The sequence below is a fragment of the Bradyrhizobium sp. UFLA05-109 genome, assembly GCF_054185165.1.
Genome location: NZ_JBBIAR010000047.1, coordinates 1 through 24,281, shown reverse-complemented (window position 1 = coordinate 24,281; position 24,281 = coordinate 1). Strand labels below are relative to the sequence as shown.

The window sequence follows — 24,281 nt, the reverse complement described above, 5'->3', positions numbered from 1 at the left end:
TAACAGTGGCGGAAACGAGGGATACGAATGGTGACCGGCAATCCCATGTCAGGTGCGGCCCAGTCGGAGGCCGAGGCCGGCGAGCGTGCCTATGCCGCGATGATCGCGCGCACCAGGGCACTCGTTCCTCAATTGCGGCAGCGCGCAGCGCGTACTGAGGAGCTTCGGAGCCTTCCGCCCGAGACCGAACAGGACCTGCATGACGCGGGCCTGTTCAGGATTCTTCAGCCCAAGCGCTTCGGCGGATCGGAGCTCGACTACGTTGCGCTGATCGATTGTGCCGACCTGCTGGGACAGGCAGATGCTTCAGTGGCCTGGAATTTTGCCAATCTGGCGAGCCACCATTGGATGCTCGGCATGTTCGAAGAGAAGGCCCAGACCTTGGTCTGGAGCCACGATGCCAATGCCCTGATCGCGTCATCGTTCATTTTCCCCGCCGGTCGTGCCCGGAAGACGGATGGCGGCTATCGGCTGCACGGAAGCTGGCCGTTCTCGTCGGGCGTGGCGTCCTGCGAATGGAACATGCTTGCGAGCGTGGTCTACTCCGATGATGAGGCCGACGGCATCGAATACCGCATCTTTTTGCTTCCCAAGAAGGACTACAAGATCCTCGACACCTGGAACGCAGCGGGACTGCGTGGCACCGGTTCGAGCGACGTGGAAGTCAGGGATGCCTTTGTTCCCGACTACATGACGGTCGCCGTCGGCAACCTCACCGGAGGCCCGACACCTGGAAGCGCGGTCAATCCCGATCCGCTCTATGCGCTTCCGGTATTTTCCTTGTTTCCATACGTTCTGTCCGGCGTCGCGCTCGGAAACGCGCAGGCGTGCCTCGATGACTACGTCGAGGTCGTTCGCCACCGCATATCGACCTACAACCGCGCCAAGCTGAGCGATTTCCAGAGCACCCAGATCAAGATTGCCGATGCCTCGGCGAAGATCGACGCCGCACGCTTGATCATGCGCTCTGCCTGTGCGGTTGCCATGGAAGATGCGCGGCGTGGCCACGTTCCGAATATGGCAGCCAAGACGAGATACAGGCGTGACGGCGCATTCTCGGTCAATCTGTGTACCGAGGCGGTGTCGATGCTGTTCGCCGCGAGCGGCGCCCGGGGATTGTTCACGAGCGGCGTCTTGCAGCGGCAATTCCGCGATGCTCACGCCGTCAACTCGCACCTCGCGTTCAATTTCGACGCGGCTGGTACGAACTACGGCCGCGTGGCGCTCGGCCTGCCGTCCGAGAACCTGACGCTGTGAGGCCGGCCGATGACTGATTTGCCAAAGCAGCCACCGGCCGCAAATCCAGCTAACGAGTTGGCGAGCGACAGCTCGCCGATCGATCCGCGCGATTTTCGCAATGCCCTCGGCATGTATGCGACGGGAGTGACCATCATTACCGCTGCGGGTCCGGACGGCAAACCCTACGGCTTGACGTGCAATTCATTCGCTTCGGTATCTCTCAATCCGCCGCTCGTGCTGTGGAGTCTCGTGGTCTACTCGTCGAGCCTGACCGTTTTTCAAAATGCCAGCCACTTCGCAGTCAACGTGCTCGGCGCCTCGCAGCAGGCGCTCGCGAACAAGTTCGCCAAATCTTCGGACGACAAATTCACCGGTATCGACTGGAGTCCTGGCCTCGGGCATGCGCCGCTGCTTGCGGAAAGTGTCGCCAATTTTCAATGCCGGTCCGTCAATCGATATTACGGCGGCGACCACGTGATCTTTCTCGGAGCTGTAGAAGCCTACTCCTACAATCGAAGCGAGCCGCTGCTTTTTGCGCGCGGGAGCTACGGGCGGTTTTTGGCGGACGATGATCGCCAGAAGCCCTCGTGAGACGGACCGGTTCGGCGCGCGGCACCCAAACCAATTCAAACTTTTGGTGCGGAGAGCTTGTAGATCTCCAGTGCGTCAGCGTCCGCGCCGCGGCTCGCGCTTGCAAGTCTGAACAGCTGTCCCGCGAGCGAGGCCATCGGCACGGGCGTCGAGGTGGCGTGGGCGAGGTCGGCGATGGTGTCGAGATCCTTCAGCATGGTCGCGATGTGGCCGAGCGGCGGGGCGTGAATGCCCTGAACCATCCGCGGGACGAACAGCTGGAGGGGAATGGAATCGGCAAAGCCGCCGGCGAGGGCTTCCGGAAGCCGTCCTGCGTCGATCCCGGCGTTCACCGCAAGACGCGTTGCTTCGGCAAGGACGGCCATCGCGCAGCCAACGATCACCTGGTTACAGAGCTTGGTGGTCTGGCCGGCGCCGATCGGGCCCATGTGTGTGAGCCTGCGTGCCATTGCGAGGACGTACGGCCGCACCCTTTCGACATCGGCGGGATCTCCGCCCGCCATGACCGCTAGCGTGCCTTCCTCTGCTCCTTTCGTGCCGCCCGAGACCGGCGCGTCAATCCAGCCCATGCCATTTGCAGCCTTGAGCCGCGCGGCAATGTCGCGCGCGGCATCCGGATGGATGGAGGAGAAGTCGACGGCGAGCTTGCCTAAGCCGGGGGCCGCTGCAAGTCCTTCAGAGCCGAAGATTACGTCCTCGACCGCTGCGGCATCGGTCAGGCACATGAAAACGATGCTGGCACCAGTCAAAACGTCGCGGGGACTGGCCACGGGCTTCGCTCCGGCCTCGACGAGCGCGGCTGCCTTCGCGGCCGAGCGGTTCCAGATCGCCACATCATAACCGGCCGCGAGGAGACGACGGGTCATGGGGGCACCCATCAATCCGAGGCCAAGATAGCCGAGCTTCTCGGCGGGATGCGGGTTCGCGCCGGTGGATTCAGCCATGGGTCGCCTCCTTGTGTCGCGGTGCAATGCTGGTTGAATGTCGCCCTAGCATACACGGGAGCCGATGGGGAAATTGCGCCGATGCGCATGGCTTGCCTGACTGTTTGAACCATGAAACATTTGGCTCCTGGTCGGGGTTGGGTGGCGCCGGTCGGCGCCGAAGCAGCGGAGCGGGCATGATGCGGACGGTTTCAAAGTGGGTCCTGGCATTTGGGACGATGGCAGCGATCGCTGCGAGCGCAGGCTCGTCGCAGGCGCAGCAGACGATCCGTGTCGGCTGGACCATTCCGGCCGAGGAATCCAAATATTGGATGATGCGGCGACCGGCGGAATTTCCCGACCTCGGCAAGACCTACAATATCGAATGGACACAATTTCAGGGCACGGCGCCCATGACACAGGCACTTGCCGCCGGCGCGCTCGACTGCGCCACGCAAGCGCCTTTGTCGCTTGCCAACGGCGTGGTCGGCGGCAATCTGAAGGCCTACATCGTGGCTCAGCACGTGTTCGAGAAGCCGGGCGGCTTTTCGGTCTATTGGGCGGTCATGGACGACTCGCCGATCAAGACGATCGCCGATCTCAAGGGCAAGACGGTCGGTATTTCTGTGATCGGAGGCGGTACGCAGGGGCCGTTCAACATGCTGCTCAAGCAGAATGGTGTCGATCCCGCGAAGGACATCAAGCTCGTCGAGGTCGGCTTTGCGGTCTCGGAAGACGCGCTGCGGCAGGGCAGGGTCGACGCAGTCAACATGAACCAGCCATTCGCTGCGCGCGCGGAAGCAAAGGGCGGCACGAGGAAGCTGTTTTCGCTGTCGCAGGCCATGCCGAACATCGTGCACATCCTTGAAGCCTGCCGTGCCGACTTTGTCGACAAGAACCCGGAACTGGTGAAAGCCTATGTGCGCGACATCACCTCGGGCATGAAGAAGGCGTTGGCGAACCGCGAAGAGACGCTGAAAGTGGTGTCGGAAGTGCTCAAGGCGCCGATCCCGGTCCTCGATACTTACTTGCTCAAGGACAATGATTTCGGGCGAGATCCGGGCGCCGCACCGAATTTCCCGGCGATCCAGAAGATGCTGGATATCTACGCCGAAACCGGAATGCTGCCGAAGCTGGATGTTGCGCAGTTCAAGCATCCGACCATCGTTGCGCCATTGCAATAAGCAGCTTGGCAATAAGCAGGTTGGCGAATAGCCGGAACGATCTGCGGCGTCCCAGTATTGGGTGGGATGTCGAATGTAGATGATACGGGCATGAAGAAGCTGCGCTCCCGGGTAACGACTGACGGCCTCGACCGCGCGCCGCATCGCGCGTTCATGCGTGCGATGGGGCTGGACGACGCGGCTCTCGCCAAGCCGATGGTCGGGGTCGTCAGTATGAAGGGCGAGCAGACGCCCTGCAACATGACCCATGATTTCCAGGTCGACGCAGCCAAGGCGGGCATCGAGGAAGCCGGCGGAACACCGCGCGAGTTCACGACGATCTCGGTGTCCGACGGCATCAGCATGAATCACGAGGGAATGAAGTTCTCCCTGTTTTCGCGCGAGCTGATCGCCGACTCCATCGAAGCCGTCGTTCACGGCCTTGCCTATGACGCATTGATCGGCTTCGGCGGCTGCGACAAGACGCTTCCCGGCGTGATGATGGGCATGATCCGCTGCAACGTGCCGTCGATCTTCATCTACGGCGGCAGTGCGTTGCCAGGCCGACTGGAAGGACGAACGCTGACCGTACTCGATTCCTACGAGGCGGTCGGCGGCTTCATGACCGGCGAGATCGATGGTGCTACGCTCGAAAAGATCGAGCGGAGCTGCCTGCCGACCATCGGCGCGTGCGCCGGGCAATTCACCGCAAACACCATGGCGATGGTTTCGGAGGCGATGGGCCTCACCATCCCCAATTGCTCGATGATCCCCGGCGTCTACCCGGAACGCGCGCAGGTCTCGCGCCGTGCGGGCCGGCTCGTCATGGAAATGCTCGAGCGCGGCGGGCTACTGCCGCGCGATATCGTGACACGGAAGGCGCTGGAAAATGGCGCTGCAATTGTTGCTGCCACCGGCGGCTCGACGAATGCGGCCTTGCACCTGCCGGCAATAGCCAATGAGGCCGGGATTTCCTTCACCATCGATGATGTCGGTGAGGTTTTTGCCCGCACCCCGCTGATTGGAAATCTGCGTCCCGGCGGCAAGTATACCGCCAAGGATGTTTACGATGTCGGCGGAGCGGCCGTCGTGATCCGGGAGCTGGTCCAGAGTGGACATATTGACGGAAGCTGCCTGACCATCACCGGTCGAACGATTGCCGACGAGTATGGCAGTTCCAACGCGCCGGACGGCGAGGTGATTTATTCGGCCGGCACACCCATTATGAGCGATGGAGGCGTCGCAGTGCTCAAGGGCAGTCTCTGCCCGGATGGTGCCGTGATCAAGGTTGCGGGATTGAAGAGCCTGTCCTTTGAAGGGCCGGCGCGTGTCTTCGAAGATGAAGAGGCCTGTGTCGAAGCCGTGCGTAGCCGCAGCTACGGGGCAGGCGAGGTCCTCGTGATCCGCAATGAGGGACCGGTTGGCGGCCCCGGCATGCGCGAGATGCTCGGCGTTACGGCGCTGATCTATGGCCAGGGTATGGGCGAGAAGGTGGCCCTCATCACCGACGGACGTTTTTCCGGAGCAACACGTGGCATGTGTATCGGGTACGTATCCCCTGAAGCCTTCGTCGGAGGCCCGTTGGCACTGGTGCGCGACGGCGATAGAATTAGGATCGACGCGAGCAGCCGTCGCTTGGATCTGTTGATCGACGAACGAGAGCTCGAAGCGCGCCGGCGCGACTGGAAGCCGCGGCCACCGCGCCACCGCGCCGGAGCCCTTGCCAAATATGCGCGACTCGTTGGCCAGGCTCCAGGAGGAGCGGTCACTCACGAGGGACCGGCGGAATGGCCCTGGTTCAAGTGAACGGTTCGAGCGTTAGAACGGCATTTGCTTGGCAAGTTTCTTGATCAATCGATGCCGGTCGTTAGGGGAATTGAACGGGTCCTTACTCGGAGGCGCGCGCGCATGAGGCGAGAGACGGCATGAAGGTGTTGCCTTCGAGATCGGGTGAGGTAGCGACTCCGACGCTGGCACAACGGCCTGCGACCGCGATGATCGAAATCGACCGCGTATCGCAGATCTTTCAAACGTCGGCGCGCAAGGATCATCTTGCGCTGTCGGATATCTCGCTGACGATCGAAGAAGGCGCTTTCGTCTCCATCCTCGGGCCGTCCGGCTGCGGCAAGTCGACGCTTCTCTACATTGTCGGCGGTTTCGTCAGTCCGACCAGCGGCTCTGCGAAAGTGAAGGGCAAGACGATCACGGCGCCCGGACCCGATCGCGGGCCGGTGTTTCAGGAGTTCGCGCTGTTTCCATGGAAGACCGTCCTGGGCAACGTCATGTACGGGCCGCGTCAGCAAGGCATCCGCGCGACAGAGGCGGAGGCACAGAGCCGCGCGCTGATCGAGATGGTTGGCCTCAAGGGTTACGAGAATTTCTATCCCAAGGAGCTGTCAGGCGGAATGAAGCAGCGCGTCGCGCTTGCCCGCACGCTCGCCTACCATCCCGAAGTGTTGCTGATGGACGAGCCCTTCGGAGCGCTCGATGCTCATACGCGTACGCGGCTTCAGAACGACCTCCTCAACATCTGGGAACGTGACCGGAAGACGGTTCTGTTCGTGACGCACTCTGTCGACGAAGCGGTGTTTCTTTCAGACAAGGTCGTGATGATGTCGCGATCTCCCGGTCGTATCCGGCAGGTGATTGATGTCGATTTGCCACGGCCACGCCGGCGGACCGAGCTGCTGCTCGATCCGCGCTATCAGAAATACATCGTCGATATCGAGCGCATGTTCGATGATGGCGACGAGGTTGGTGTGAACGCATGACGTTGCCCGCTACCATCGGTAGGCGTGTTGCTCCCGTGCTCGCCTGCGTCGGACTGTTCGCGGTGTGGCAGGTTGCGGCGCTTGCCCTGAAGAACGACAGTTTCCCAACCGCGCTCGAAGCCATGCGTGCGGTTCCGGCCATTCTTGGCGACAAGGAGTCCCTGATCAATATCCTGGCGTCGCTGCGTCGCATGGCAATCGGTTTTGCTGCGGCCGTCGCCGTTTCGATCCCGCTCGGGCTCCTGATGGGCCGGAGCCGGGCCGTGGCGGCTTTCTTCAATCCGCTTCTGATGGTGATCTATCCAGTGCCAAAGGCGGCGTTGATGCCGATCATCATGCTGTGGCTCGGTGTCGGCGATATCGCCAAGACGCTCGTCATCTTTCTCGGCGTCAGTCTGCCGGTAATTTATCACAGTTTTGAAGGCGCCAAGGCGGTCGAAGAGAAGATGCTGTGGTCCGGGGCCGCCATGGGCCTGTCATCTGTACAACGCCTGGTCCGTATCGTGCTCCCGGCGGCGTTGCCGGAGATCCTGACTGGTTGTCGTACGGGAATCGTGCTGGCGCTGATCACCATGATCACCAGCGAGATGATCGCCCGTCAGTCCGGCGCCGGCAATATCCTCTTCAATGCGCTCGACATGGGCCAGTATGACACCGTCTTCGCGATGATCATTATCGTCGGTGCCATGGGAATAGGTCTTGATGCGGCCTTTGAGAGGGTCCGGGCCCGCTTGGTGCGGTGGTCGGAGCCGCAGTTCGATATGCCCTTGAGCTTTTCATGAAGTCGCGCACGCTCTCTACGGACGTCTTCCTCGGGCTTCTGCCGATCGCCTCGCTGATCGCATTGTGGCAGGGCCTGGTATCGTTTGGAGTGGCGCCAGTCGCCTTGCTGCCTCCACCGGGATTCGTTTTTACGCGGTTGCTGCAACAGCTTGCCACCGCCGGTTTTCAGCAGGAGATCATCGCGACCCTGTTCCGGTTATTCGCTGGTTTCCTGATTGCGGTCGCGCTGGGCGTCAGCATCGGTATGGTGGCGGCTGCGAGTCCCGCGATCAACGCCATCGTGCGGCCGCTCGTACGAGTTCTCGCGCCGTTGCCGAAAGTCGCGCTTTATCCTGCGCTGCTGCTTCTGCTCGGCTTCAGTCATGAATCGAAGATCGCGCTGGTCGCTGCGGATGCGCTGTTCCCGATCCTTTTGTCCACCTATTATGGTGCTTCCACCGTGGAGCAGAAGCTGATCTGGTCGGCGATGGCGGCTGGTACGCCGCGGCGGGAGATATTGCTCAAGGTCGTGTTGCCGGCTGCGATGCCGTCGATCCTGACGGGGTGCCGCATCGGGCTCGTCATTTCGTGCATCGTGGTGTTCCTGGCCGAGATGATCACGTCAACCGACGGCCTCGGCCATGTGCTCATCACTGCGGCTCGCACTTTCCAGGCCGTTGACATGTTCGTGCCGTTGATCACGATCTCCCTGCTGGGATTGATCCTGAACGCCCTGTTGCAGGCCGCACGGTTGTACCTGCTGCGGGGCTTTCCCGAGGCGTGATCTGAGAGCACAAGAGAATAAGAAGGTCGGGGAGTGAATCATGCTGGCAGATCGGATCGAGGCGAAATGGATCGACGCGTTCTGCGAGATTTTTGAGCGGTGCGCCGTCAAGGCGGGCGATACGGCCGCCATTCTTTCGGAAACCCAGTCGCGTGCGCTCAACGTGCATCTGGCGGAGCTCGCTCTGCTGCGTCTAGGCGCACGGCCGTTCCATGTCGTCATGCCCACTCCGAGAAACCGCCATAACGTGCCCGTCCGTTCCACCGGAGCGAGCGAGGCGATCCAGCGGATGGCGCCCGTCATCAGCGCCCTGCAGCAGGCTGGTTTTGTGGTCGATTGTACCATCGAAGGCTTGATGCACGCCGTGGAGACGCCGGAAATCCTCAAGGCGGGCGCCCGAATTCTGGTGATCTCCAATGAACACCCCGAAGCGCTTGAGCGCATGGTGCCGGATCCAGCGCTCGAAAAGCGGGTCCGCGCGGCGGCCAAGATGCTGCGGGGGACGAAGAGGATGCGCGTCACCTCGAAGGCAGGCACGGCGCTCGATGTCGACATGGTCGGGGCTTCCACTGTCGGGGTCTGGGGGTGGACCGACAAGCCGGGTACGCTGGCTCATTGGCCGGGCGGCATCGTCGTCAGCTTTCCGAAGAGCGGGACCATCAACGGGACTCTGGTCATGGCCCCGGGCGACATCAATCTCACCTTCAAGCGCTATCTGACGTCGCCAGTGAAGATGACGTTGAAAGACGACTATGTCGTCGAACTCGAAGGAGAGGGCACCGACGCCGCTATGATGCGCGCCTATCTTGCCGCGTGGGGCGACCGAGAGGCCTATGCGGTGTCGCATGTGGGCTTCGGCATGAACCCGGGCGCGCGTTACGAGGCGCTGTCGATGTACGATCAGCGCGACACCAACGGCACGGAACTGCGCGCGGTCTCCGGCAACTTCCTGTTCTCGACCGGTGCGAATGAATTTGCCGGTCGCTACACGGCGGGGCATTTCGATCTGCCCATGATGGGAACCACGATCGAGCTCGACGGCGTTGCCGTGGTGCGTGACGGCGTGCTGCAGGACGTGTTCGGCTAGAGCATGATCCGGAAAAGTGTGAAGCGGTTTTCCTTCGCGACAAACGCGGAACGCGTTTGCACGGAGATCATGCTCAAACAACAACCTAAAGCGCGATGACGAGTCTTCCTGATCTCATCGCGCTTTAGTCGCCGTCGAGCGCCGGCGGTTGCGCAAGGCCAAAGTGCCGGAGCAGGTCGACCATCGCCTTGAGCCGTGCCTCGCGATAGGCGTCGACATCGAGCCCCGAATAATCGAGGAAGCCTGCGCCGGTACGGAGTCCGATCCTGCCTTCCTGCATGTTGCGGGAAATGACCTCCGGTGCCCGATAGCGATCGCTACCGAGGGCGGCTTCGAGATAGCGGCTGGCGTAAAAGAGAATATCGCCGCCGCCCCAATCGATGAACTCCAGCAGCCCCAGCACCGCGTAGCGGAAGCCGAACCCGTAGCGGATCGCCTTGTCGATCTCCTCGGCGCTGGCAACGCCTTCCTCGACCATGCGCGCAGCCTCGTTCATGGCGAGCGCCTGGATGCGCGGAACGATGAAGCCGGGCGTTGCGGCGCAGACCACCGGCACCTTGCCGATGCCTTCAAGCAGCGCCTTGACTCGATCGACAACGGCGGGATCGGTGGCAGCGCCTGGCGAGATCTCGACAAGCGGGATCAGATAGGCCGGATTGAGCCAGTGAACGTTGAGGAAGCGGCCGGGATGTTCGATCGCACTGGAGAGATCGTCGACGAGGATCGTCGATGTCGTGGAGGCAATGATGGTGTCGTGTGGGACCTGCCTTGATGCAGCCGCGAGCACCTCGCGCTTGAGCGCGACGACTTCGGGGACCCCTTCGAAGACGAGGCCAGCGCTTGACAGGGCTTTCTCGCTTTCGCTGGCCTGTACCACCGAGACCCGTCTGATGAGCATGTCAGCTTGCGCGTCGGCGAGCAGTCCCAGGCGCGCCAGGCTTCCGAATGTCGTGCGGACCTCGTTCAACGCGTCCGCCTCAAGCCTTGCGAACTCTTCCGCAGAACGGGCCTTGACGTCGATCATGGTGACCGCGTGTCCGGCATAAGCGAAGGCGACCGCAATCCCGCGGCCCATGCGACCGGCGCCGAGACAGGCGATGTTGGTGCGGGCGGTCATCGGGCAAAGCCCTCACGCAGTAGCGTTTGCAAGTCGACCTGGCTGAGTTGGCCGAGGCCCAAGGTTGCGAGCGTACGGCCGTTTCTTGCAAAATCTTCGCTGCAGATGGCGCCGCCGATGGCGAGAAAGGCTCGCGCGAGCGGAGTTGCAACGCCGGCCAGCTCGGCGACCGAGACGAGGAGCGAGAGCCCGAGCCGGAGATCCTCGCGCATGTAGCGGTGGTCGCTGAGCACGATCTGCTCGCGCCAGTCGCCGGAATCGGTGAGGCGGTCGTGCGAGCCGCGGCCGTACATCCAGATTTCGCCGTCCTTTGCATAATGATGGGCAAGCGGGAAGTGCGGAGCCCCGTAGCCGAGCTTTTCGCGCACGGCGATGCGCTCGTCATCGAGCGCATCCGTCACCCGGCGGATCGCGGCTTGCGTGCCTTCCTTGTGGATGTCCCAGCGTTCAAAATGCTCGATTGGTCCCGCGTTCATGACGATCAGCGGCGGATGAATGATCGGTCCTGCGTTCATCAAGGCGCCGGAGAGGGCGTCTCCACAAGGCTCGATCGCGCCGGGAAACGCACGGCTGATCACTTCGAGTGCGTGCGGGGCCTGACTAAGCGGGAACACGCCGACCGGCAATCGCTTGGCGCGGATGGTGATCGCGACCTCGAACGGCCCATGCTTGCGCGTCAGCCAGGGCAGCGTGCCGGTTTCGGCAAAGCTCACCTCGGCGCGATTTCCGCAAGCGCGCAGAGCCAGAGCGAAGATCATCGAGCCGAAGGTTGCCGGCGGGAGAAACACGACCTGTCCGTCCCGCAGGTGCGGCGCAAGCAGGCGAGCGATATCCTGCTGGGCAAAGGCCGGTGCGGGGCAAAGGATCAGCTCGGCGTTGCTGGTCGCCTCGACAATATCGGTCGTGACCAGTGCGAGCTTTGCATCATGCCGGCCGTTGTGGTCCTTGACGAGGATGTGCGAACCTGATGCGCGGTGCGCTGCCACTTGATCTCCGTCGCGCCGCCAGAGCCGAACCTCGTGCCCGGAGAGAGTAAAATCACCGGCGGCTGCGAAAGAGCCATTACCGCCACCCAGCACGGCAATCCTCAAGAGACTTCTCCTTGTGCGCGCGACTGTGCGTCGAGCTGCTTCAGCAGGAAATGCTGCACCTTGCCCAGCGCTGTGCGCGGCAGGTCGGTGACAAAGACGAACTCGCGCGGAACCTTGTAGCGCGCGAGCTGCTCCTGCAAATTCGCTTTCAACTGGTCGGCGTTGGGCCGACGATCCGACCGCGGGATCACATAGGCGACCGGCACTTCATCCCAGCGCGGATCAGGCCTGCCGATCACTGCGCATTCGCTGACGTCGGGATGCTCCAGCAGGACGCGTTCGACCTCGGCCGGATAGATGTTTTCGCCGCCGGAAATGATCAAGTTCTTCTTGCGATCCCGGACCCAGAAATATCCGTCGTCATCACACAGGCCAATGTCGCCAGTGCGGTACCAGCCGTCATGCAGCGCGTCGCTGGTAGCAATCTCGTTGCCCCAATATTCGAAAAAGACATTGGGGCCGCGCACTGCGATCTCGCCAGGTGTTCCAGGCGCGACCTCAGTGCCATCATGGCCGATCACCTTCGCTTCGCAGCAGAGGCCGGGCAGGCCGGTCGAGCCTGCGCGCGACAAATCTCCGCCGAGCCGGGTGTATACGGCGATCGGGCAAGTCTCGGTCGAGCCGTAGACTTGCAGGACCGGAACACCGCGCGCGACGAAGCGCTCGATCAGGTGTGGCGGCACGATGGTCGATCCTGTGGCAATGGCCTTCAGGGACGAGAGATCGGCCGCAGCCCAGCCGGGATGGTCGCTCACCGCCTGGATGATCGCCGGTACCAATACGGTCAGTGTCGGGCGGTCGCGCTCGAAGCTGGCAAGCGCAGCCTCCGGCGTGAAACGCGAATGAATCGTGACGGTCGCACCCACGTGCAGAGCCGGCGTGGTCTGGATATTGAGTCCTCCGACGTGAAAGAACGGGAGTACCGTCAGCACGTGGTCGTCCGACGTCAGATTGTGCATGTGCTGGCTCATGACGCCGTTCCAGAACAGAGCTTCCTGACGCAGCACCGCGCCCTTCGGCCGGCCAGTGGTACCCGACGTGTAGACGATGAGAAGAGGACAGGCGAGATCGGCGTGCGGATTGCGCCCGTCAAGGTCGTCGCATTCCAGCAGTGAATCGAACGTGCGGCCATTCGGCGGTGCGAAACCGAGACCAAGAAGATTGATGCCCGGCAGGCTTCGCTGCAGCTCCGGAAGTACGTCGGCAAAAGCCTGTTCGAGCACCAGCACCTTGGCGCCGGCATCCGTGAGAATGAAAAGCTGCTCGGCAACCGCGAGCCGCCAGTTCAACGGCACCAGCATCGCGCCGAGCCGTGCGCACGCGTAGAGCAGGACGAGATAGTCGGGCCGGTTCAGGCTCAGGATCGCGACGCGATCGCCACGGCCGACGCCGAACTCGGCCTTCAACGCGCTGGCGGTCCGCTCGATGCGCGCGGCAAAGGCCGCATAGCTCAAGCTCTCCCCTTCGAAATGGATCGCGGGCTTGTCCGGCGCGAACGCCGCGTTGCGATCGATGAGGTGACAGAGGTCCACTGTCAGTCGTCCGATTCGCCGGGCTCGTACAGCGCCTCGCGCCCGATGCGATCGAGGCAGAGTTCGGCGGTCCAGGGCAGCATCAGCGAGCCGCAACGGCTGTCGCGATAGATGCGCTCCAGCGGCAATGATTTGAGCATGGCCTGGCCGCCGCAAGTGCGGATCGCCAGCGCTGCGAGTTCGTTGGCGCCTTCCATGACCGAATATTGTGCGGCGTAGGCCCGCAACACCTGCTCCTTGCTCGGATTGGCGCAAGCCTCGGTGACCGCCTGAAACCAGATCGCCTTGATCTGCTCGAGCTTGATCTGCATCTGAGCGACCGCGATCTGCTTGGTCGGATACATCCTGCGTTTGACCGGCGGCATGCCGGGAACCTCGCCGCGCAAATAGCGTACGGTGAAATCATAGGCCGCCTGCGCAAGGCCCATATAAGTCGGCGACAACGTCAGGAACATGTGCGGCCAACGCATCGCCGCCTGGAAATAGACGCCGCGCGGCATCAGGGCAGCGTCTTCCGGCACGAACACGTCCTTGAACAGGAGCGTGCGCGAGACCGTTCCTCGCATCCCAAGCGGATCCCAATCCCCGACCACAGATACGCCTTCCGCCTTGGCGGGAATGGCGAGGTAGAGCGTATTGCGCCGTGAAGCCTTTTCGCCTTCTTCCACCTCGGTGCAGAGCACGCCGTAGTAATCGGCATGGCCCGAGAGCGAAGCGAAGATCTTCTTCCCGTTGATGATCCAGCCGCCGCCAACCGGTTTCGCCTCGGTGCCAAATGCAACGCCGCCGGCGGCCGCCGCGCCGCCTTCCGAGAACGGCTGTGAGTAGATCGCACCATCCTCGACGATGCGCTTATAGTGGACCGCCCGACGACGCTCGTGCTCCGCACGCATTGCATCATCCATGTCGAGGTCGTCCGCCAGCGGCCCGGACCACAGTGTCGAACACACATGCATGTTCCAGGTCAGCGCGGTCGCACCGCAATAGCGGCCAATCTCAGCCGCCGCGAGGGCGTAAGTCTGGTAGCCGGCCCCCAGCCCGCCATGCTTCTTCGGGACGGCGATGCCGAGCAGGCCGACGCGGTGCAGATCCCTATAATTCTCGGTCGGGAACACCGCGTCACGGTCATAGGCCGCGGCGCGGCCGGCGAACACGCTCTGACCGATCTCCCGCGCTCGCGCGATGATGGCAGTCTGCTCGCCGTCCAGACGAAATGCGACGGGATCGAAGATCGGCGCGTCCAGCGCGAGCTTGTCGGCTGTGCTGCTCTTGCTGACTTGCATGGTCATTGTCCGGTCACTTTGTTTTGGCCACGCTCGATTCCAGAAAATCGTTGATTGCTGCGTCGAATGCTTGGGGACGTTCGAGATTGGCGAGATGGCCGACCCCGGCGAGCTCCACGTAGCGAGCTGCGGGAATATGGCCTGCCATTTTCGCCATCATCGGCGCAGGCGCATTGTTGTCCCTGGATCCGGACAGGAGCAGCGTCGGAACGGCGATGTCCTTGAGTGTGCTTCGCTGGTCGAATCCGATCAAGGCGAGCATCATTGCGCGATAGCTCGCCTCCGGCACGCCGGCCATGCAGTCACGCGCGACATCCAGGCCCTTGGTATCGGGATTTTCGCCAACCAGCTCCTTGACGAGGGAGGGGGCGAGCGACCTCATGGTTTCGCCGCGATCGAGCGGGCCAAGCCGTGCTGCAATGAACGATTTTTGCCAGTCACCGTCGGCATTGCCGAAGGCCGGGCTGGTCTGCGCCAATACCACGGCGCGCGCGGATCGAGGATGTTGCGTCAGCCATTGCTGCACGATCATTCCCCCGATCGAATGGCCAACCAGGATGGGGCCGTTGGCTTCGATCTGTTTCAGGAACTCCTGCAAGGCCCCCGCCAGTGCGGCGATGCTGACGTTTGGGAGTGGTTGCGACCCGCCATAGCCCGGCATGTCCCAGGCAACTGCACGAAAACGCCTGCCAAATGTCGTGAGCTGGTGACGCCAGGCACGCGCGGCACCGCCAATGCCATGCAGAAAGACCAAAGGCATCGCGTCCGGACTGCCTGCGACCTCATAGGCAAAGCGTCCATCCCTGGTTATCGTCGGCGTCGGTTGCTGCACGCGGCTTCCTCTTGCTCGGCCCGCCGATGCTAACAGGCCTGTCGGGGATGGGAAGGGATAACTTTATACTTAAAGCAATTTCCGGACCGGCGCCTCGCGAGGGCTGAAATGGGCCCTTCCATTGCAATAATTTGAAGCTTAAAATATATCCGGAAGGCTCGACCCATCGGTGCCTGTCAGGGAGGCTGCGCATGTCCGGACTGCCGCGTTCTTCGCATGCACTCGTGACAGGCGGTGGCCGCGGCATCGGCCGTGCGATCGCAGCAGCTTTGACAGGAGCCGGCGCCACGGTCACCGTTCTCGGCCGCAACGCAGCGACGCTGGAAGAGGCTGTCAGGGCAGGTGCAGCGCATTTTGCCGCCGTCGCCGATGTCTCGGATGAGGCGGCGCTGAGGGCTGCGATCGCCAAGGCGGCAGAGCGGCAGCCCATCGACATCCTGATCGCAAACGCCGGCAGTGCGGAGTCCGCGCCATTTGCGAAATCGGACGCCGCGCTCTTTGCCCGGATGATGGACGTCAACTTCATGGGCGTGGTGCACGCCGTCCGGGCCGTGCTGCCTGGGATGAAGGATCGGCCTTACGGCCGCGTCGTCGCGATCGCATCGACTGCCGGACTGAAAGGCTATGCTTACGTCAGCGCTTATGTTGCTGCCAAACACGCCGTGATCGGGCTCGTGCGTTCGCTGGCGCTGGAAATGGCAAGTGGCAATATCACCGTGAATGCCGTCTGCCCGGGCTTTACGGACACGGATCTCGTTGCCGATAGCATCGAGAACATCATGAAGAAGACAGGGCGGAGCCGCGAGCAGGCGATCGCCGATCTCGCGCGGCATAACCCGCAAGGTCGGCTCGTCACGCCTCGGGAGGTGGCAGACGCCGTGCTCTGGCTATGCGGTGAAGGAGCCGGCGCAATCACGGGCCAGGCTATCGCAGTGGCCGGCGGCGAAATATAGACTGCAAGGTAGCGGAACAAGAATGACAGGGAGTTCTCATGAGCAGACCAGCCAATCCCGTTACCGTGCCGTTGGCGGATTATTCCCCCCGGCATTTCCTGCTTGCAGTGGTTGGCCATGTGGCCACGGTCACATTGAATCGCCCGGAACGAAAAAATCCCCTGACGTTCGAAAGCTATCGCGAGCTTACCGACTTCTTCCGCGCCTGCGCGTTCGATGACGAAGTGAAGGCCATCGTCGTCACCGGCGCCGGCGGCAATTTTTCCTCGGGCGGCGACGTGTTCGAGATCATCGGTCCCCTCGTCAAGATGGACACCAAAGGGCTCACGGCCTTTACGCGGATGACCGGCGATCTCGTCAAGGCGATGCGGGCCTGCCCGCAGCCAATCGTCGCCGCGGTGGAAGGCATCTGTGCCGGCGCGGGTGCAATCGTCGCCATGGCTTCGGACATGCGGCTGGCGGCAAGTGGGGCCAAGGTTGCGTTTCTCTTCAACAAGGTCGGACTCGCCGGCTGCGATATGGGGGCCTGCGCCATCCTGCCGCGGATCATCGGTCAGTCTCGGGCCTCGGAGCTGCTTTACACCGGGCGTTTCATGACCGCGGAGGAGGGCGAGCGCTGGGGGTTCTTCAGCCGTATCGTCACAACCGAGCAGGTTTTGCCGCAGGCGCAACTGCTGGCGAAGCAAGTCGCGGAAGGCCCGACTTTCGCCAACACCATGACCAAGCGGATGCTGGCGATGGAATGGGCCATGTCGGTGGAAGAGGCCATCGAGGCGGAGGCCGTGGCACAGGCTTTGTGCATGACGACGGCCGATTTCAACCGCGCTTTCGAGGCCTTCGCCAACAAGGTTAAGCCCGTCTTCAGGGGAGACTAAGGCTCGCGCCGCAGCAGGATTCCAAGGAGCCTAGAATTAAGTCTAAGCCCAAGACCCCAGGCGGCGCTGAAGGCGGGGCAACAAAGCCGCTTGCGGCGGAGTGACCGCCCATGCAACGTTAACCCCATTGCCTGGCGTGTATCGAGTGGAGTTTGGGCGATGAAGGCGATTATCGTTGGTGGCGGTATCGGAGGCCTCACCACGGCGTTGATGCTGCGCGCGCGCGGCATTGCGTGCGAGATCTTTGAACAAGCTGATACCATTCGCGAGCTTGGCGTCGGAATCAACACCCTGCCGCACGCCATGCGCGAGCTTGCCGGGCTCGGTCTGTTGCCGAATCTGGACGAGGTCGCGATCCGCACCGACCAGCTCTATTATCTCAATCGTCACGGTCAGGAAGTCTGGCGCGAGGCGCGCGGCATCGACGCGGGTCATGACGTGCCGCAATTCTCGATTCATCGAGGCCGCTTGCAGGGCGTCATCCACCGCGCGGTCGAGGAGCGGCTCGGGCCCGAGATCATTCACACAGGTTGTCGCCTGGGCGCCTTCAACCAGGACGAAGGCGGCGTCACCGCCTATTTCTTTGATCGCTCCGGCGGACACGTCCACACGGCGCATGGTGACATCCTGATTGGCGCTGACGGCATCCATTCGCGCGTGCGCGAGACGCTGTTTCCGAACGAGGGACCGCCCTGCTGGAACGGCCTGATGCTATGGCGCGGTGCGCGAGACTGGCCGGTGTTCCTTACCGGCAAGTCGATGATCGTCGCCGGTGGCCTGAACGCCAAGGTCGTGGTCTATCCGATCGCGGAGGGCTCGAGCCCCGCGAGCCGCCTCACGAACTGGGCGGTGCTGGTGAAGATCGGCGAGGGCAATGCGCCGCCTCCGCGCAAGGAGGACTGGTCGCGGCCGGGTCGGCGCGAGGAACTGATGCCGCACGTCGCGCGCTTCTCGGTGCCTTATATCGACGTCAAGAGCCTGATCTCGGCAACGCCCGAGTTCTACGAATATCCCACCTGTGACCGCGATCCCTTGCCCTATTGGTCGTCGGGGCGGGTTACGCTGCTGGGTGATGCCGCGCATCCGATGTATCCGGTCGGCTCGAACGGCGCGTCTCAGGCCATTCTCGATGCGCGCTGCCTTGCGGACCTATTGGCGCGCTCCGAGCACCCGCGCCAGGCGCTGGTCGAGTACGAGAAGAAGCGCCTGCCGATGACGGCCGAGATTGTCCGCTCCAATCGTCGCGGCGGCCCGGAAGGGGTGATCGATGCGGTCGAGCAGCTCGCGCCCGATGGTTTCGACAACGTCGAGAACGTCCTGAGCTACTCGCAGCGCGAGGCGATCGTGCGCGGCTATGCGACGAAGGCGGGCTTCGCCGCAGTGCCGGGTCTTGCCGCCGTCAGGGCGTGACGCAGCGCCGCCGCCTAGGATGGCGGCGGGGGCAGGAAGTGGATGTTGAACTCTGCGGCCATCGCGACGACGTCCTCGGGCTTCTGTTCCTTCATGTTGTGAAGGCCCCAGAACAGGTCGTAGAGCTTGCGGCTCGGTGAGACCCAGAACAGCACCTTCGCCGTCTGCTCCGACTTGTTGAAGATGCCGTGCGGGACGCCCATGCCGAGGCGGATCAAGTCGCCGGGCGTCGCCTGCGCTTCGGTATTGCCGAGCAGGAAATCGAGCTTTCCCTCCAGCATATAGAGATACTCGTCCTGGTCCGGATGGATATGCGGCGGCACGAAGGTGCCGGGCGGCAGCGTCGCGTGCCAGGAGAAGCTGTGCTCGGCATAGCTCTTTGGCACATAGGTCTGGCCGAGAATGTTCCAGGAAATGCCCTGGATACCCTCATTGGCCCTCGTGATGCCGGTGATCTCGCTCTTCACTTGAATTCCTCCCTTTATTCGACCCTCGACGCGGCATTCAGTTCGCCGGCTTGCAGTCTTTTGCGTAACGGTCGCCGTAGTTCTCGAAGACCTTTTGAACGATCTCGGTCTGGAATTTTCCGTCAGGGCGCTTGGCGACCTTGGTCAGATAGAAATCCTGGATCGGATAGCCGTTGGTGTTGAATTTGAAGGAGCCGCGCAGCGAGGTGAAGTCGGCTTTCTTCAATGCTGCGCCCACGGCTTCCTTGTTGGAGAGGTCGCCTTTCACCGCTTTGACCGCGCTGTCGATCAACATCGCGGCATCATAGGCCTGGAAAGCATAGGTGCCTGGCACGCTGTTGTAGGCGGCTTCATAGGCCGCGACGAACTTCTTGTTTTGCGGGTTGTCGAGATTGGGCGCCCAATTCGCGCCGCCGAACATGCCCACCGCCGCGTCCTGCTGCGCCGGCAAGGTGGATTCGTCGACGGTGAAGGCCGACAGCACCGGGATCGTATCGGCGAGCCCCGCCTGCCGGTACTGCTTGACGAGGTTGACGCCAAGGCCGCCCGGCATGAAGGTGAAGAGCGCATCGGGCTTGAGCGAAGAAATCTTCGAAAGCTCCGGCTGAAAGTCCAGCGTGTTGAGCGGCATATAGGATTCCTCGACGATTTCGCCCTTGTAGTCGAGCTTGAAACCGGCCGCTGAATCCTTGCCGGCCTGATAGTTCGGTACCATCACATACATGCGCTTGTAGCCGCGATCCTGGGCCACCTTGCCGAGGATCTCGTGCACCTGGTCGTTCTGGTAGGAGGTCACGTAGAAGAACGGGCTACAGTCCTTGCCGGCGTAGGTCGACGGGCCGGCATTGGGGCTGATCAGGAAGGTCTTGGACTCCGTAACCGGGCGATGGATTGCTTGCAGGATGTTGGAGAAGATCGGCCCGACCACGAAATCGACCTTGTCGCGCTCGAGCAAGCCCTTGACCTTGGTCACCGCCGCATCCGGCTTCAGCTCATCGTCGACCACCACGACCTCGACATCGCGGCCGCCCATCTTGCCGCCGAGATCCTTGACCGCGAGCGCGAAACCGTCGCGAACCTGCTGGCCAAGCGCGGCGGCAGGGCCCGACAGGGTCACGATCACGCCGAGCTTGATCTTCTCCTGCGCAAGTGCCGGGTCCAGTGCGGCGCCGACGAGCAAAGCCAATCCCGCCAACTTCAGTTGCTTCTTCATGATCTCTCCCCGATATGCTCGCGCTCACGCTACAGCCTTGTCGTTCGATCCAAGCTTATTCTGATGACGGCGTCCGCGGCAAGCAGTGCCGAAGCTTGCTGCATCTTGCGTTGCGCCACCAGCCCCACGCCATATGCAAGCGGCACGCCAATTGCTTGAAGCCTAAAGAAATTCGGCCCGCACTGGTTGTCCGACGCGTTTTGGGCTTGCGGCGAGGCAGAAATTACTTGAAGCTCAAAACGACCGTTGGCTCGCTTCCGCCGCCAGTGCCGTGACATAGTGACCGCACCACGATGCTCGATTCCGAGACCAAGGCTGTCGAACTTCCGGACGACCACGCCGAAGAGCTTCGGCTGTGGCTGCGTCTGTTGACCTGTACGACCCTGATCGAGGGTGAGGTGCGCAGCCGCCTACGGGAGCGGTTCGACGTCACGTTGCCTCGCTTCGATCTGATGGCGCAACTCGACAAGGCGCCGGACGGCATGACCTTGTCCGACGTCTCCAAACGGATGATGGTCTCCAACGGCAACGTCACCGGGCTCGTCGAACGCCTTGTGGAATCCGGGCACCTCGATCGCCGCACGTCCGACACCGACCGCCGTGTCCAGGTCATCCGGCTGACGAAGCTTGGCCGCGCCGAGTTTCGCAAGATGGCCGCGGAACACGAAACGTGGATTGCCGACGTCTTTGCCGATCTCACGCCAAAGGACGTGCGTGAATTGATGCGCCTCCTGGCCAAGACCAAAGCCTCGGCCCAGAAATCCGCTTCGCGCCGCAGAACGTAGGCTGTTCCGCAGCGAACTCTCCCCCTGCCGTCAGAAAAAGCACGGGATGTCCAAAATCTGCTATTGCGCCAAATTATTTTAAGCCTAAAATGATTTCCGAGATAATGCTGCCGGGTGCTCTCCAAGCTGAAAGGAGCGTGCGATGGCTAACGCCGCCAAGGTTCAACTTCCGGGCTCATATGACGGCAGGGCTGAAACGGCTCACGCCGACACCTTTGCCCTGCAACATCTGCCGCCCCGCGATCTCTGGCCCGAGTTCATCTTCACGCGGCCGGAGCTGCAGTATCCGCGGCGATTGAACTGTGTCAGCTACTTCCTTGATCGCTGGGTCGAAGAGGGGCATGGCGATGCGCCATGCGCGATCAGTCCTTCCGTCAGCTACAGCTATCGCGAGCTGCAACAGCTCGTGAACCGCATTGCCAACGTGCTGGTCGGCAAGCTTGGCCTCGTGACCGGCGGCCGCGTCCTGCTCCGCTCGGCGAACAATCCGATGATGGTCGCGACTTATCTTGCGGTCATCAAGGCCGGCGGCATCGTGGTTGCGACCATGCCCTTGTTGCGCGCCAAGGAGCTTCTGTATCCAATCCAGAAGGCCGAGATCACGCTGGCGCTGTGCGACGGCAAGCTATTCGACGAAATGGAGAAGGCGAAAGCAGCGGCATCCGGGTTGAAGCACGTCGTCTACTGGGGCACTGGTGCTGCGGACTCGCTGGAAGCGCTGACCGCGGACGCAAGCCCCGAGTTCGAGGCGGTCGACACGGCGTCGGACGATGTTTGCCTGATCGCCTTCACGTCGGGCACGACCGGCGACCCCAAGGGCACCATGCATTTCCACCGGGATATGCTGGCGGTCTGCGACGGCTATGCGCGCAATGTCCTGCGGGCAAAGCAGGACGATCGTTTCATCGGCTCGGCGCCGCTGGCCTTTACGTTTGGCTTCGGCGGCGTGTTGTTCCCGATGCATATCGGCGCGTCCTTCGTCGTCCTGGAGAAGACCACGCCGGAGGATTTTCTTGCGGCCATCGAGCGCTACAAGACCACGGTCTGCTTCACGGCGCCGACAGCGTACCGCGCGATGCTCGGCAAGATCGCAGGCCGCGATATCTCCTCCTTGCGCAAGTGCGTCTCCGCCGGCGAGACCCTGCCCAAGCCGACGTTCGAAGCCTGGCTGAAGGCAACCGGCATCAAGTTGATGGACGGCATCGGTTCGACCGAATTGCTGCACATCTTCATCAGCGCGACGGAAGACGAGATTCGCCCAGGCGCTACCGGCAAGCCGGTGCCGGGTTACGAGGCGAAGATCGTCGATGATGACGGCAACGACGTGCCATCAGGCACCATGGGGCGCCTAGCGGTCCGTGGGCCGACCGGATGCCGGTATCTTGCCGACGAGCGGCAGCGCAAATATGTCCACAACGGCTGGAACATCACCGGCGACACCTATGTGATGGATGCCGACGGGTACTTCTGGTACCAGTCGCGCTCCGACGACATGATCGTTTCGGCCGGCTACAACATCGCCGGTACCGATGTTGAAGCAGCTCTTCTGACGCATCTGGCGGTCGCCGAATCCGGCGTCGTCGGGGCGCCCGATGAAGCACGCGGCATGATCGTGAAGGCGTATGTAGTCCTCGCCCCCGGCGTCGTGCCGGACGCGCGGCTCACGACGGAGCTGCAGGAGCATGTCAAGCGCGAGATCGCTCCCTATAAGTATCCACGTGCGATCGAGTTCGTGACGCAATTGCCGAAGACCGAGACCGGCAAGTTGAAGCGCTTTGCCCTGCGGCAGATGGCGCAGGCGGCCGCTTTGTCGCCTGGCGTCGACACCAAATAAGAGAGGAATGGACGATTGTCTGCAACGACGCCGAAAAGCCCGCAGCTCGCAACCCTGCCGATCAGGGAAGATGCATCTCCGACCCGGATCCTGCAGCCGTCCGGCTGGCCGATGCCGAAGGGCTATGCCAACGGCGTGGCGGCGGAAGGACGCATCGTCGTCACAGGCGGAGTGATCGGCTGGGACACGGAGGAGCGCCTCGCGGATGGCTTTGTCGCGCAGGTTCGTCAAACGTTGAGCAACATCGCGGCGATCCTTGCCGAGGGGGGCGCGCGGCCGGAGCACCTCGTGCGTCTCACATGGTATGTCGTTGATATGGACGAGTATCTGGCCAACCTGAAGGCGCTTGGCCAGATTTATCGGGAGATTTTTGGCGCGCATTATCCGGCGATGGCGCTGGTGCAGGTCGTCAGGCTGGTAGAGAAGGCGGCGCGCGTCGAAATCGAAGCCACCGCCGTGATCCCGCGCTAAGGCGCCGATCAGCTCGCCTTGGCGAGATTCTCGTCCTCCGGTGAGTTCAGATAGACGCCGGAGATGGTGTCGACCCAGCACAGATGGTCGTGCACTTTCTTCACGCCGTCGATATTCTCGGCCGCGACGATTGCCGCGCGGCGCGCGCTCTCGTCGGTGATGACGCCGCTCAGGTGGACGATGCCGTCGCGGACGATGACGTTCAGTCCGAACGGGCACCAGTCGTTCTTTTCCATCGTGTCGATGATGCGGCTGCGGATGTGATCGTCGTCCGCCGTGGGATCGGGCACCTGCCGGGCGAGACTCGCCACAGCCTGGAGCAGGTTGGCGCGAGAGACGAGGCCGACGACCTTGTCGCCGCGCACCACGGGCAGGCGCTTGATGTTGTTCTGCTCCATGATGTCGACGATCTCGGCAAGCGCTGTGTCCTCGGTGATGGTCACCGGTGAGGTCGTCATCACTTCGGAAACCTTGCGGCCGTGTTCCTGAACGAAATCGCTGGCCGATTTTCCGGGCCCGAGGATGAACTTCAGCCAACGGCCACGCTTGCGCTGGGTCCCGATCTCGCTGCGCCGGATGAAGTCGCCCTCCGAAACGACTCCGACCAGCTTGCCGTTCTCGTCGACTACCGGAAGACCGCTGACATGGCGTTTCAGCATGATGTTCGCGGCTTCGACGATCGTGGTATCGGGCGTGACCGAGATGACCGACCGGGTCATGATCTGGTGGGCGCGCATGGCATAACTCCGCATATCCTGGGAAGAACTCTCGATGTCGCGAGCCTAGTGCAGGCGGGACTTGGCGATTTGACGCAGGTCAATGGGTCAGGGGGCGCGGGCGCGCTTGATGCAGCTCAAGGTGCGCCGGGCCCATGGTTATATTCTGGAACTGAAAGTCCAGGGCCCAGCCAGGAGGTCACCTTGAGCGGATGCGCCCGGCGACTACGTTCTGACCTAGTCAACAGGCTCAGTGCCGAGCCTCAAGCGAGGGGCTCCAAAAGGCTTCATCTTGCTTAGCTTCTTGTAGGCAGTGGCCGCTTTCTTCAGCAGTTCCTTCTTGCGCTTGCGACCGAGGAAGTGAAAACTTACGGCCGAGCCC

General features: G+C 62.4%; 23 protein-coding genes. 14 read left to right on the top strand and 9 right to left on the bottom strand.

The window, feature by feature from the left end; translation table 11 throughout:
• Positions 1–27: 27 nt before the first annotated feature.
• Positions 28–1,257 carry an acyl-CoA dehydrogenase family protein gene (locus Q3C01_RS29515; protein WP_458148807.1) on the top strand — a complete coding sequence of 410 codons (1,230 nt, stop codon included), beginning with the start codon at positions 28–30 and terminating at the stop codon, positions 1,255–1,257.
• A 9-nt stretch (positions 1,258–1,266) separates the two neighbouring features.
• On the top strand, positions 1,267–1,830 hold the full coding sequence (locus tag Q3C01_RS29510) for a flavin reductase family protein (RefSeq protein WP_458148806.1): 564 nt from the start codon (positions 1,267–1,269) through the stop codon (positions 1,828–1,830).
• Between the two features lie 35 nt (positions 1,831–1,865).
• Here the strand turns inward: Q3C01_RS29510 and Q3C01_RS29505 are convergent, their stop codons facing one another.
• Positions 1,866–2,774, bottom strand: coding sequence for an NAD(P)-dependent oxidoreductase (locus Q3C01_RS29505; RefSeq protein WP_458148805.1), 909 nt, complete (start codon positions 2,772–2,774; stop codon positions 1,866–1,868).
• Positions 2,775–2,953: 179 nt separating this feature from the next.
• Between Q3C01_RS29505 and Q3C01_RS29500 the strand changes: the two genes are divergently transcribed.
• From Q3C01_RS29500 to Q3C01_RS29475, 6 genes are all read left to right on the top strand, one after another.
• Positions 2,954–3,937, top strand: coding sequence for an ABC transporter substrate-binding protein (locus Q3C01_RS29500; protein WP_458148804.1), 984 nt, complete (start codon positions 2,954–2,956; stop codon positions 3,935–3,937).
• Between the two features lie 90 nt (positions 3,938–4,027).
• Positions 4,028–5,722, top strand: a complete 1,695-nt coding sequence (gene ilvD, locus Q3C01_RS29495; RefSeq protein ID WP_458148803.1) for a dihydroxy-acid dehydratase — start codon at positions 4,028–4,030, stop codon at positions 5,720–5,722.
• Positions 5,723–5,841: 119 nt separating this feature from the next.
• On the top strand, positions 5,842–6,687 hold the full coding sequence (locus Q3C01_RS29490; RefSeq protein ID WP_458148802.1) for an ABC transporter ATP-binding protein: 846 nt from the start codon (positions 5,842–5,844) through the stop codon (positions 6,685–6,687).
• Positions 6,684–7,469, top strand: coding sequence for an ABC transporter permease (locus Q3C01_RS29485; protein ID WP_458148801.1), 786 nt, complete (start codon positions 6,684–6,686; stop codon positions 7,467–7,469). Before Q3C01_RS29490 ends, Q3C01_RS29485 begins: the two co-directional genes overlap by 4 nt.
• Positions 7,466–8,233 carry an ABC transporter permease gene (locus Q3C01_RS29480; protein ID WP_458148800.1) on the top strand — a complete coding sequence of 256 codons (768 nt, stop codon included), beginning with the start codon at positions 7,466–7,468 and terminating at the stop codon, positions 8,231–8,233. The genes Q3C01_RS29485 and Q3C01_RS29480 overlap by 4 nt, the downstream gene beginning before the upstream one ends.
• A 40-nt stretch (positions 8,234–8,273) precedes the next feature.
• Entirely contained in the window at positions 8,274–9,320 is a 1,047-nt protein-coding gene (locus Q3C01_RS29475) for a 2,5-dihydroxypyridine 5,6-dioxygenase NicX family protein (protein ID WP_458148799.1), read from the top strand.
• 124 nt (positions 9,321–9,444) lie between these two features.
• Here Q3C01_RS29475 and Q3C01_RS29470 read toward each other — a convergent pair whose 3' ends face one another.
• Genes Q3C01_RS29470 through Q3C01_RS29450 form a run of 5 tightly spaced genes read right to left on the bottom strand, consistent with a single transcriptional unit; the run spans position 9,445 to position 15,175 of the window.
• Positions 9,445–10,437, bottom strand: coding sequence for a 3-hydroxybutyryl-CoA dehydrogenase (locus Q3C01_RS29470; RefSeq protein WP_458148798.1), 993 nt, complete (start codon positions 10,435–10,437; stop codon positions 9,445–9,447).
• On the bottom strand, positions 10,434–11,528 hold the full coding sequence (locus Q3C01_RS29465) for an NAD/NADP octopine/nopaline dehydrogenase family protein (protein WP_458148797.1): 1,095 nt from the start codon (positions 11,526–11,528) through the stop codon (positions 10,434–10,436). Before Q3C01_RS29465 ends, Q3C01_RS29470 begins: the two co-directional genes overlap by 4 nt.
• Entirely contained in the window at positions 11,525–13,060 is a 1,536-nt protein-coding gene (locus tag Q3C01_RS29460; protein ID WP_458148796.1) for a class I adenylate-forming enzyme family protein, read from the bottom strand. The genes Q3C01_RS29465 and Q3C01_RS29460 overlap by 4 nt, the downstream gene beginning before the upstream one ends.
• 2 nt (positions 13,061–13,062) lie before the next feature.
• A complete protein-coding gene (locus tag Q3C01_RS29455) occupies positions 13,063–14,349 on the bottom strand; it encodes an acyl-CoA dehydrogenase family protein (protein ID WP_458148795.1) in 1,287 nt (428 codons plus the stop codon).
• Positions 14,350–14,356: 7 nt separating this feature from the next.
• On the bottom strand, positions 14,357–15,175 hold the full coding sequence (locus Q3C01_RS29450) for an alpha/beta fold hydrolase (protein ID WP_458148794.1): 819 nt from the start codon (positions 15,173–15,175) through the stop codon (positions 14,357–14,359).
• A 191-nt stretch (positions 15,176–15,366) separates the two neighbouring features.
• Here Q3C01_RS29450 and Q3C01_RS29445 point away from each other — a divergent pair, with 191 nt between their 5' ends.
• The 3 genes from Q3C01_RS29445 (at position 15,367) to Q3C01_RS29435 (ending at position 18,413) form a co-directional block, all read left to right on the top strand.
• The gene (locus Q3C01_RS29445) at positions 15,367–16,128 is read left to right on the top strand and encodes an SDR family NAD(P)-dependent oxidoreductase (protein WP_458148793.1); all 762 of its coding nucleotides are present in this window, start codon (positions 15,367–15,369) and stop codon (positions 16,126–16,128) included.
• 38 nt (positions 16,129–16,166) lie between these two features.
• Positions 16,167–17,003: an enoyl-CoA hydratase family protein gene (locus Q3C01_RS29440; RefSeq protein WP_458148792.1), complete on the top strand. Its 837-nt coding sequence runs from the start codon at positions 16,167–16,169 to the stop codon at positions 17,001–17,003.
• A gap of 159 nt (positions 17,004–17,162) precedes the next feature.
• Positions 17,163–18,413, top strand: coding sequence for a flavin-dependent oxidoreductase (locus tag Q3C01_RS29435; protein WP_458148791.1), 1,251 nt, complete (start codon positions 17,163–17,165; stop codon positions 18,411–18,413).
• A gap of 14 nt (positions 18,414–18,427) precedes the next feature.
• Here the strand turns inward: Q3C01_RS29435 and Q3C01_RS29430 are convergent, their stop codons facing one another.
• Together Q3C01_RS29430 and Q3C01_RS29425 are read right to left on the bottom strand one after the other, a co-directional pair.
• Positions 18,428–18,880 (bottom strand): cupin domain-containing protein, encoded by a 453-nt coding sequence (locus tag Q3C01_RS29430; RefSeq protein WP_458148790.1) that lies wholly within the window; start codon positions 18,878–18,880, stop codon positions 18,428–18,430.
• Between the two features lie 37 nt (positions 18,881–18,917).
• Positions 18,918–20,093 carry an ABC transporter substrate-binding protein gene (locus tag Q3C01_RS29425; RefSeq protein ID WP_458148789.1) on the bottom strand — a complete coding sequence of 392 codons (1,176 nt, stop codon included), beginning with the start codon at positions 20,091–20,093 and terminating at the stop codon, positions 18,918–18,920.
• A 293-nt stretch (positions 20,094–20,386) separates the two neighbouring features.
• On the opposite strand from Q3C01_RS29425, the gene Q3C01_RS29420 reads away from it, so the two are divergent.
• From Q3C01_RS29420 to Q3C01_RS29410, 3 genes are all read left to right on the top strand, one after another.
• Positions 20,387–20,878: a MarR family winged helix-turn-helix transcriptional regulator gene (locus Q3C01_RS29420; protein ID WP_458148788.1), complete on the top strand. Its 492-nt coding sequence runs from the start codon at positions 20,387–20,389 to the stop codon at positions 20,876–20,878.
• A 142-nt stretch (positions 20,879–21,020) separates the two neighbouring features.
• Positions 21,021–22,712, top strand: coding sequence for a benzoate-CoA ligase family protein (locus Q3C01_RS29415; protein ID WP_458148787.1), 1,692 nt, complete (start codon positions 21,021–21,023; stop codon positions 22,710–22,712).
• A 15-nt stretch (positions 22,713–22,727) separates the two neighbouring features.
• Positions 22,728–23,183, top strand: a complete 456-nt coding sequence (locus Q3C01_RS29410) for a RidA family protein (RefSeq protein ID WP_458148786.1) — start codon at positions 22,728–22,730, stop codon at positions 23,181–23,183.
• 8 nt (positions 23,184–23,191) lie between these two features.
• Here Q3C01_RS29410 and Q3C01_RS29405 read toward each other — a convergent pair whose 3' ends face one another.
• On the bottom strand, positions 23,192–23,920 hold the full coding sequence (locus Q3C01_RS29405) for a CBS domain-containing protein (protein ID WP_458148785.1): 729 nt from the start codon (positions 23,918–23,920) through the stop codon (positions 23,192–23,194).
• Positions 23,921–24,281 lie beyond the last annotated feature (361 nt).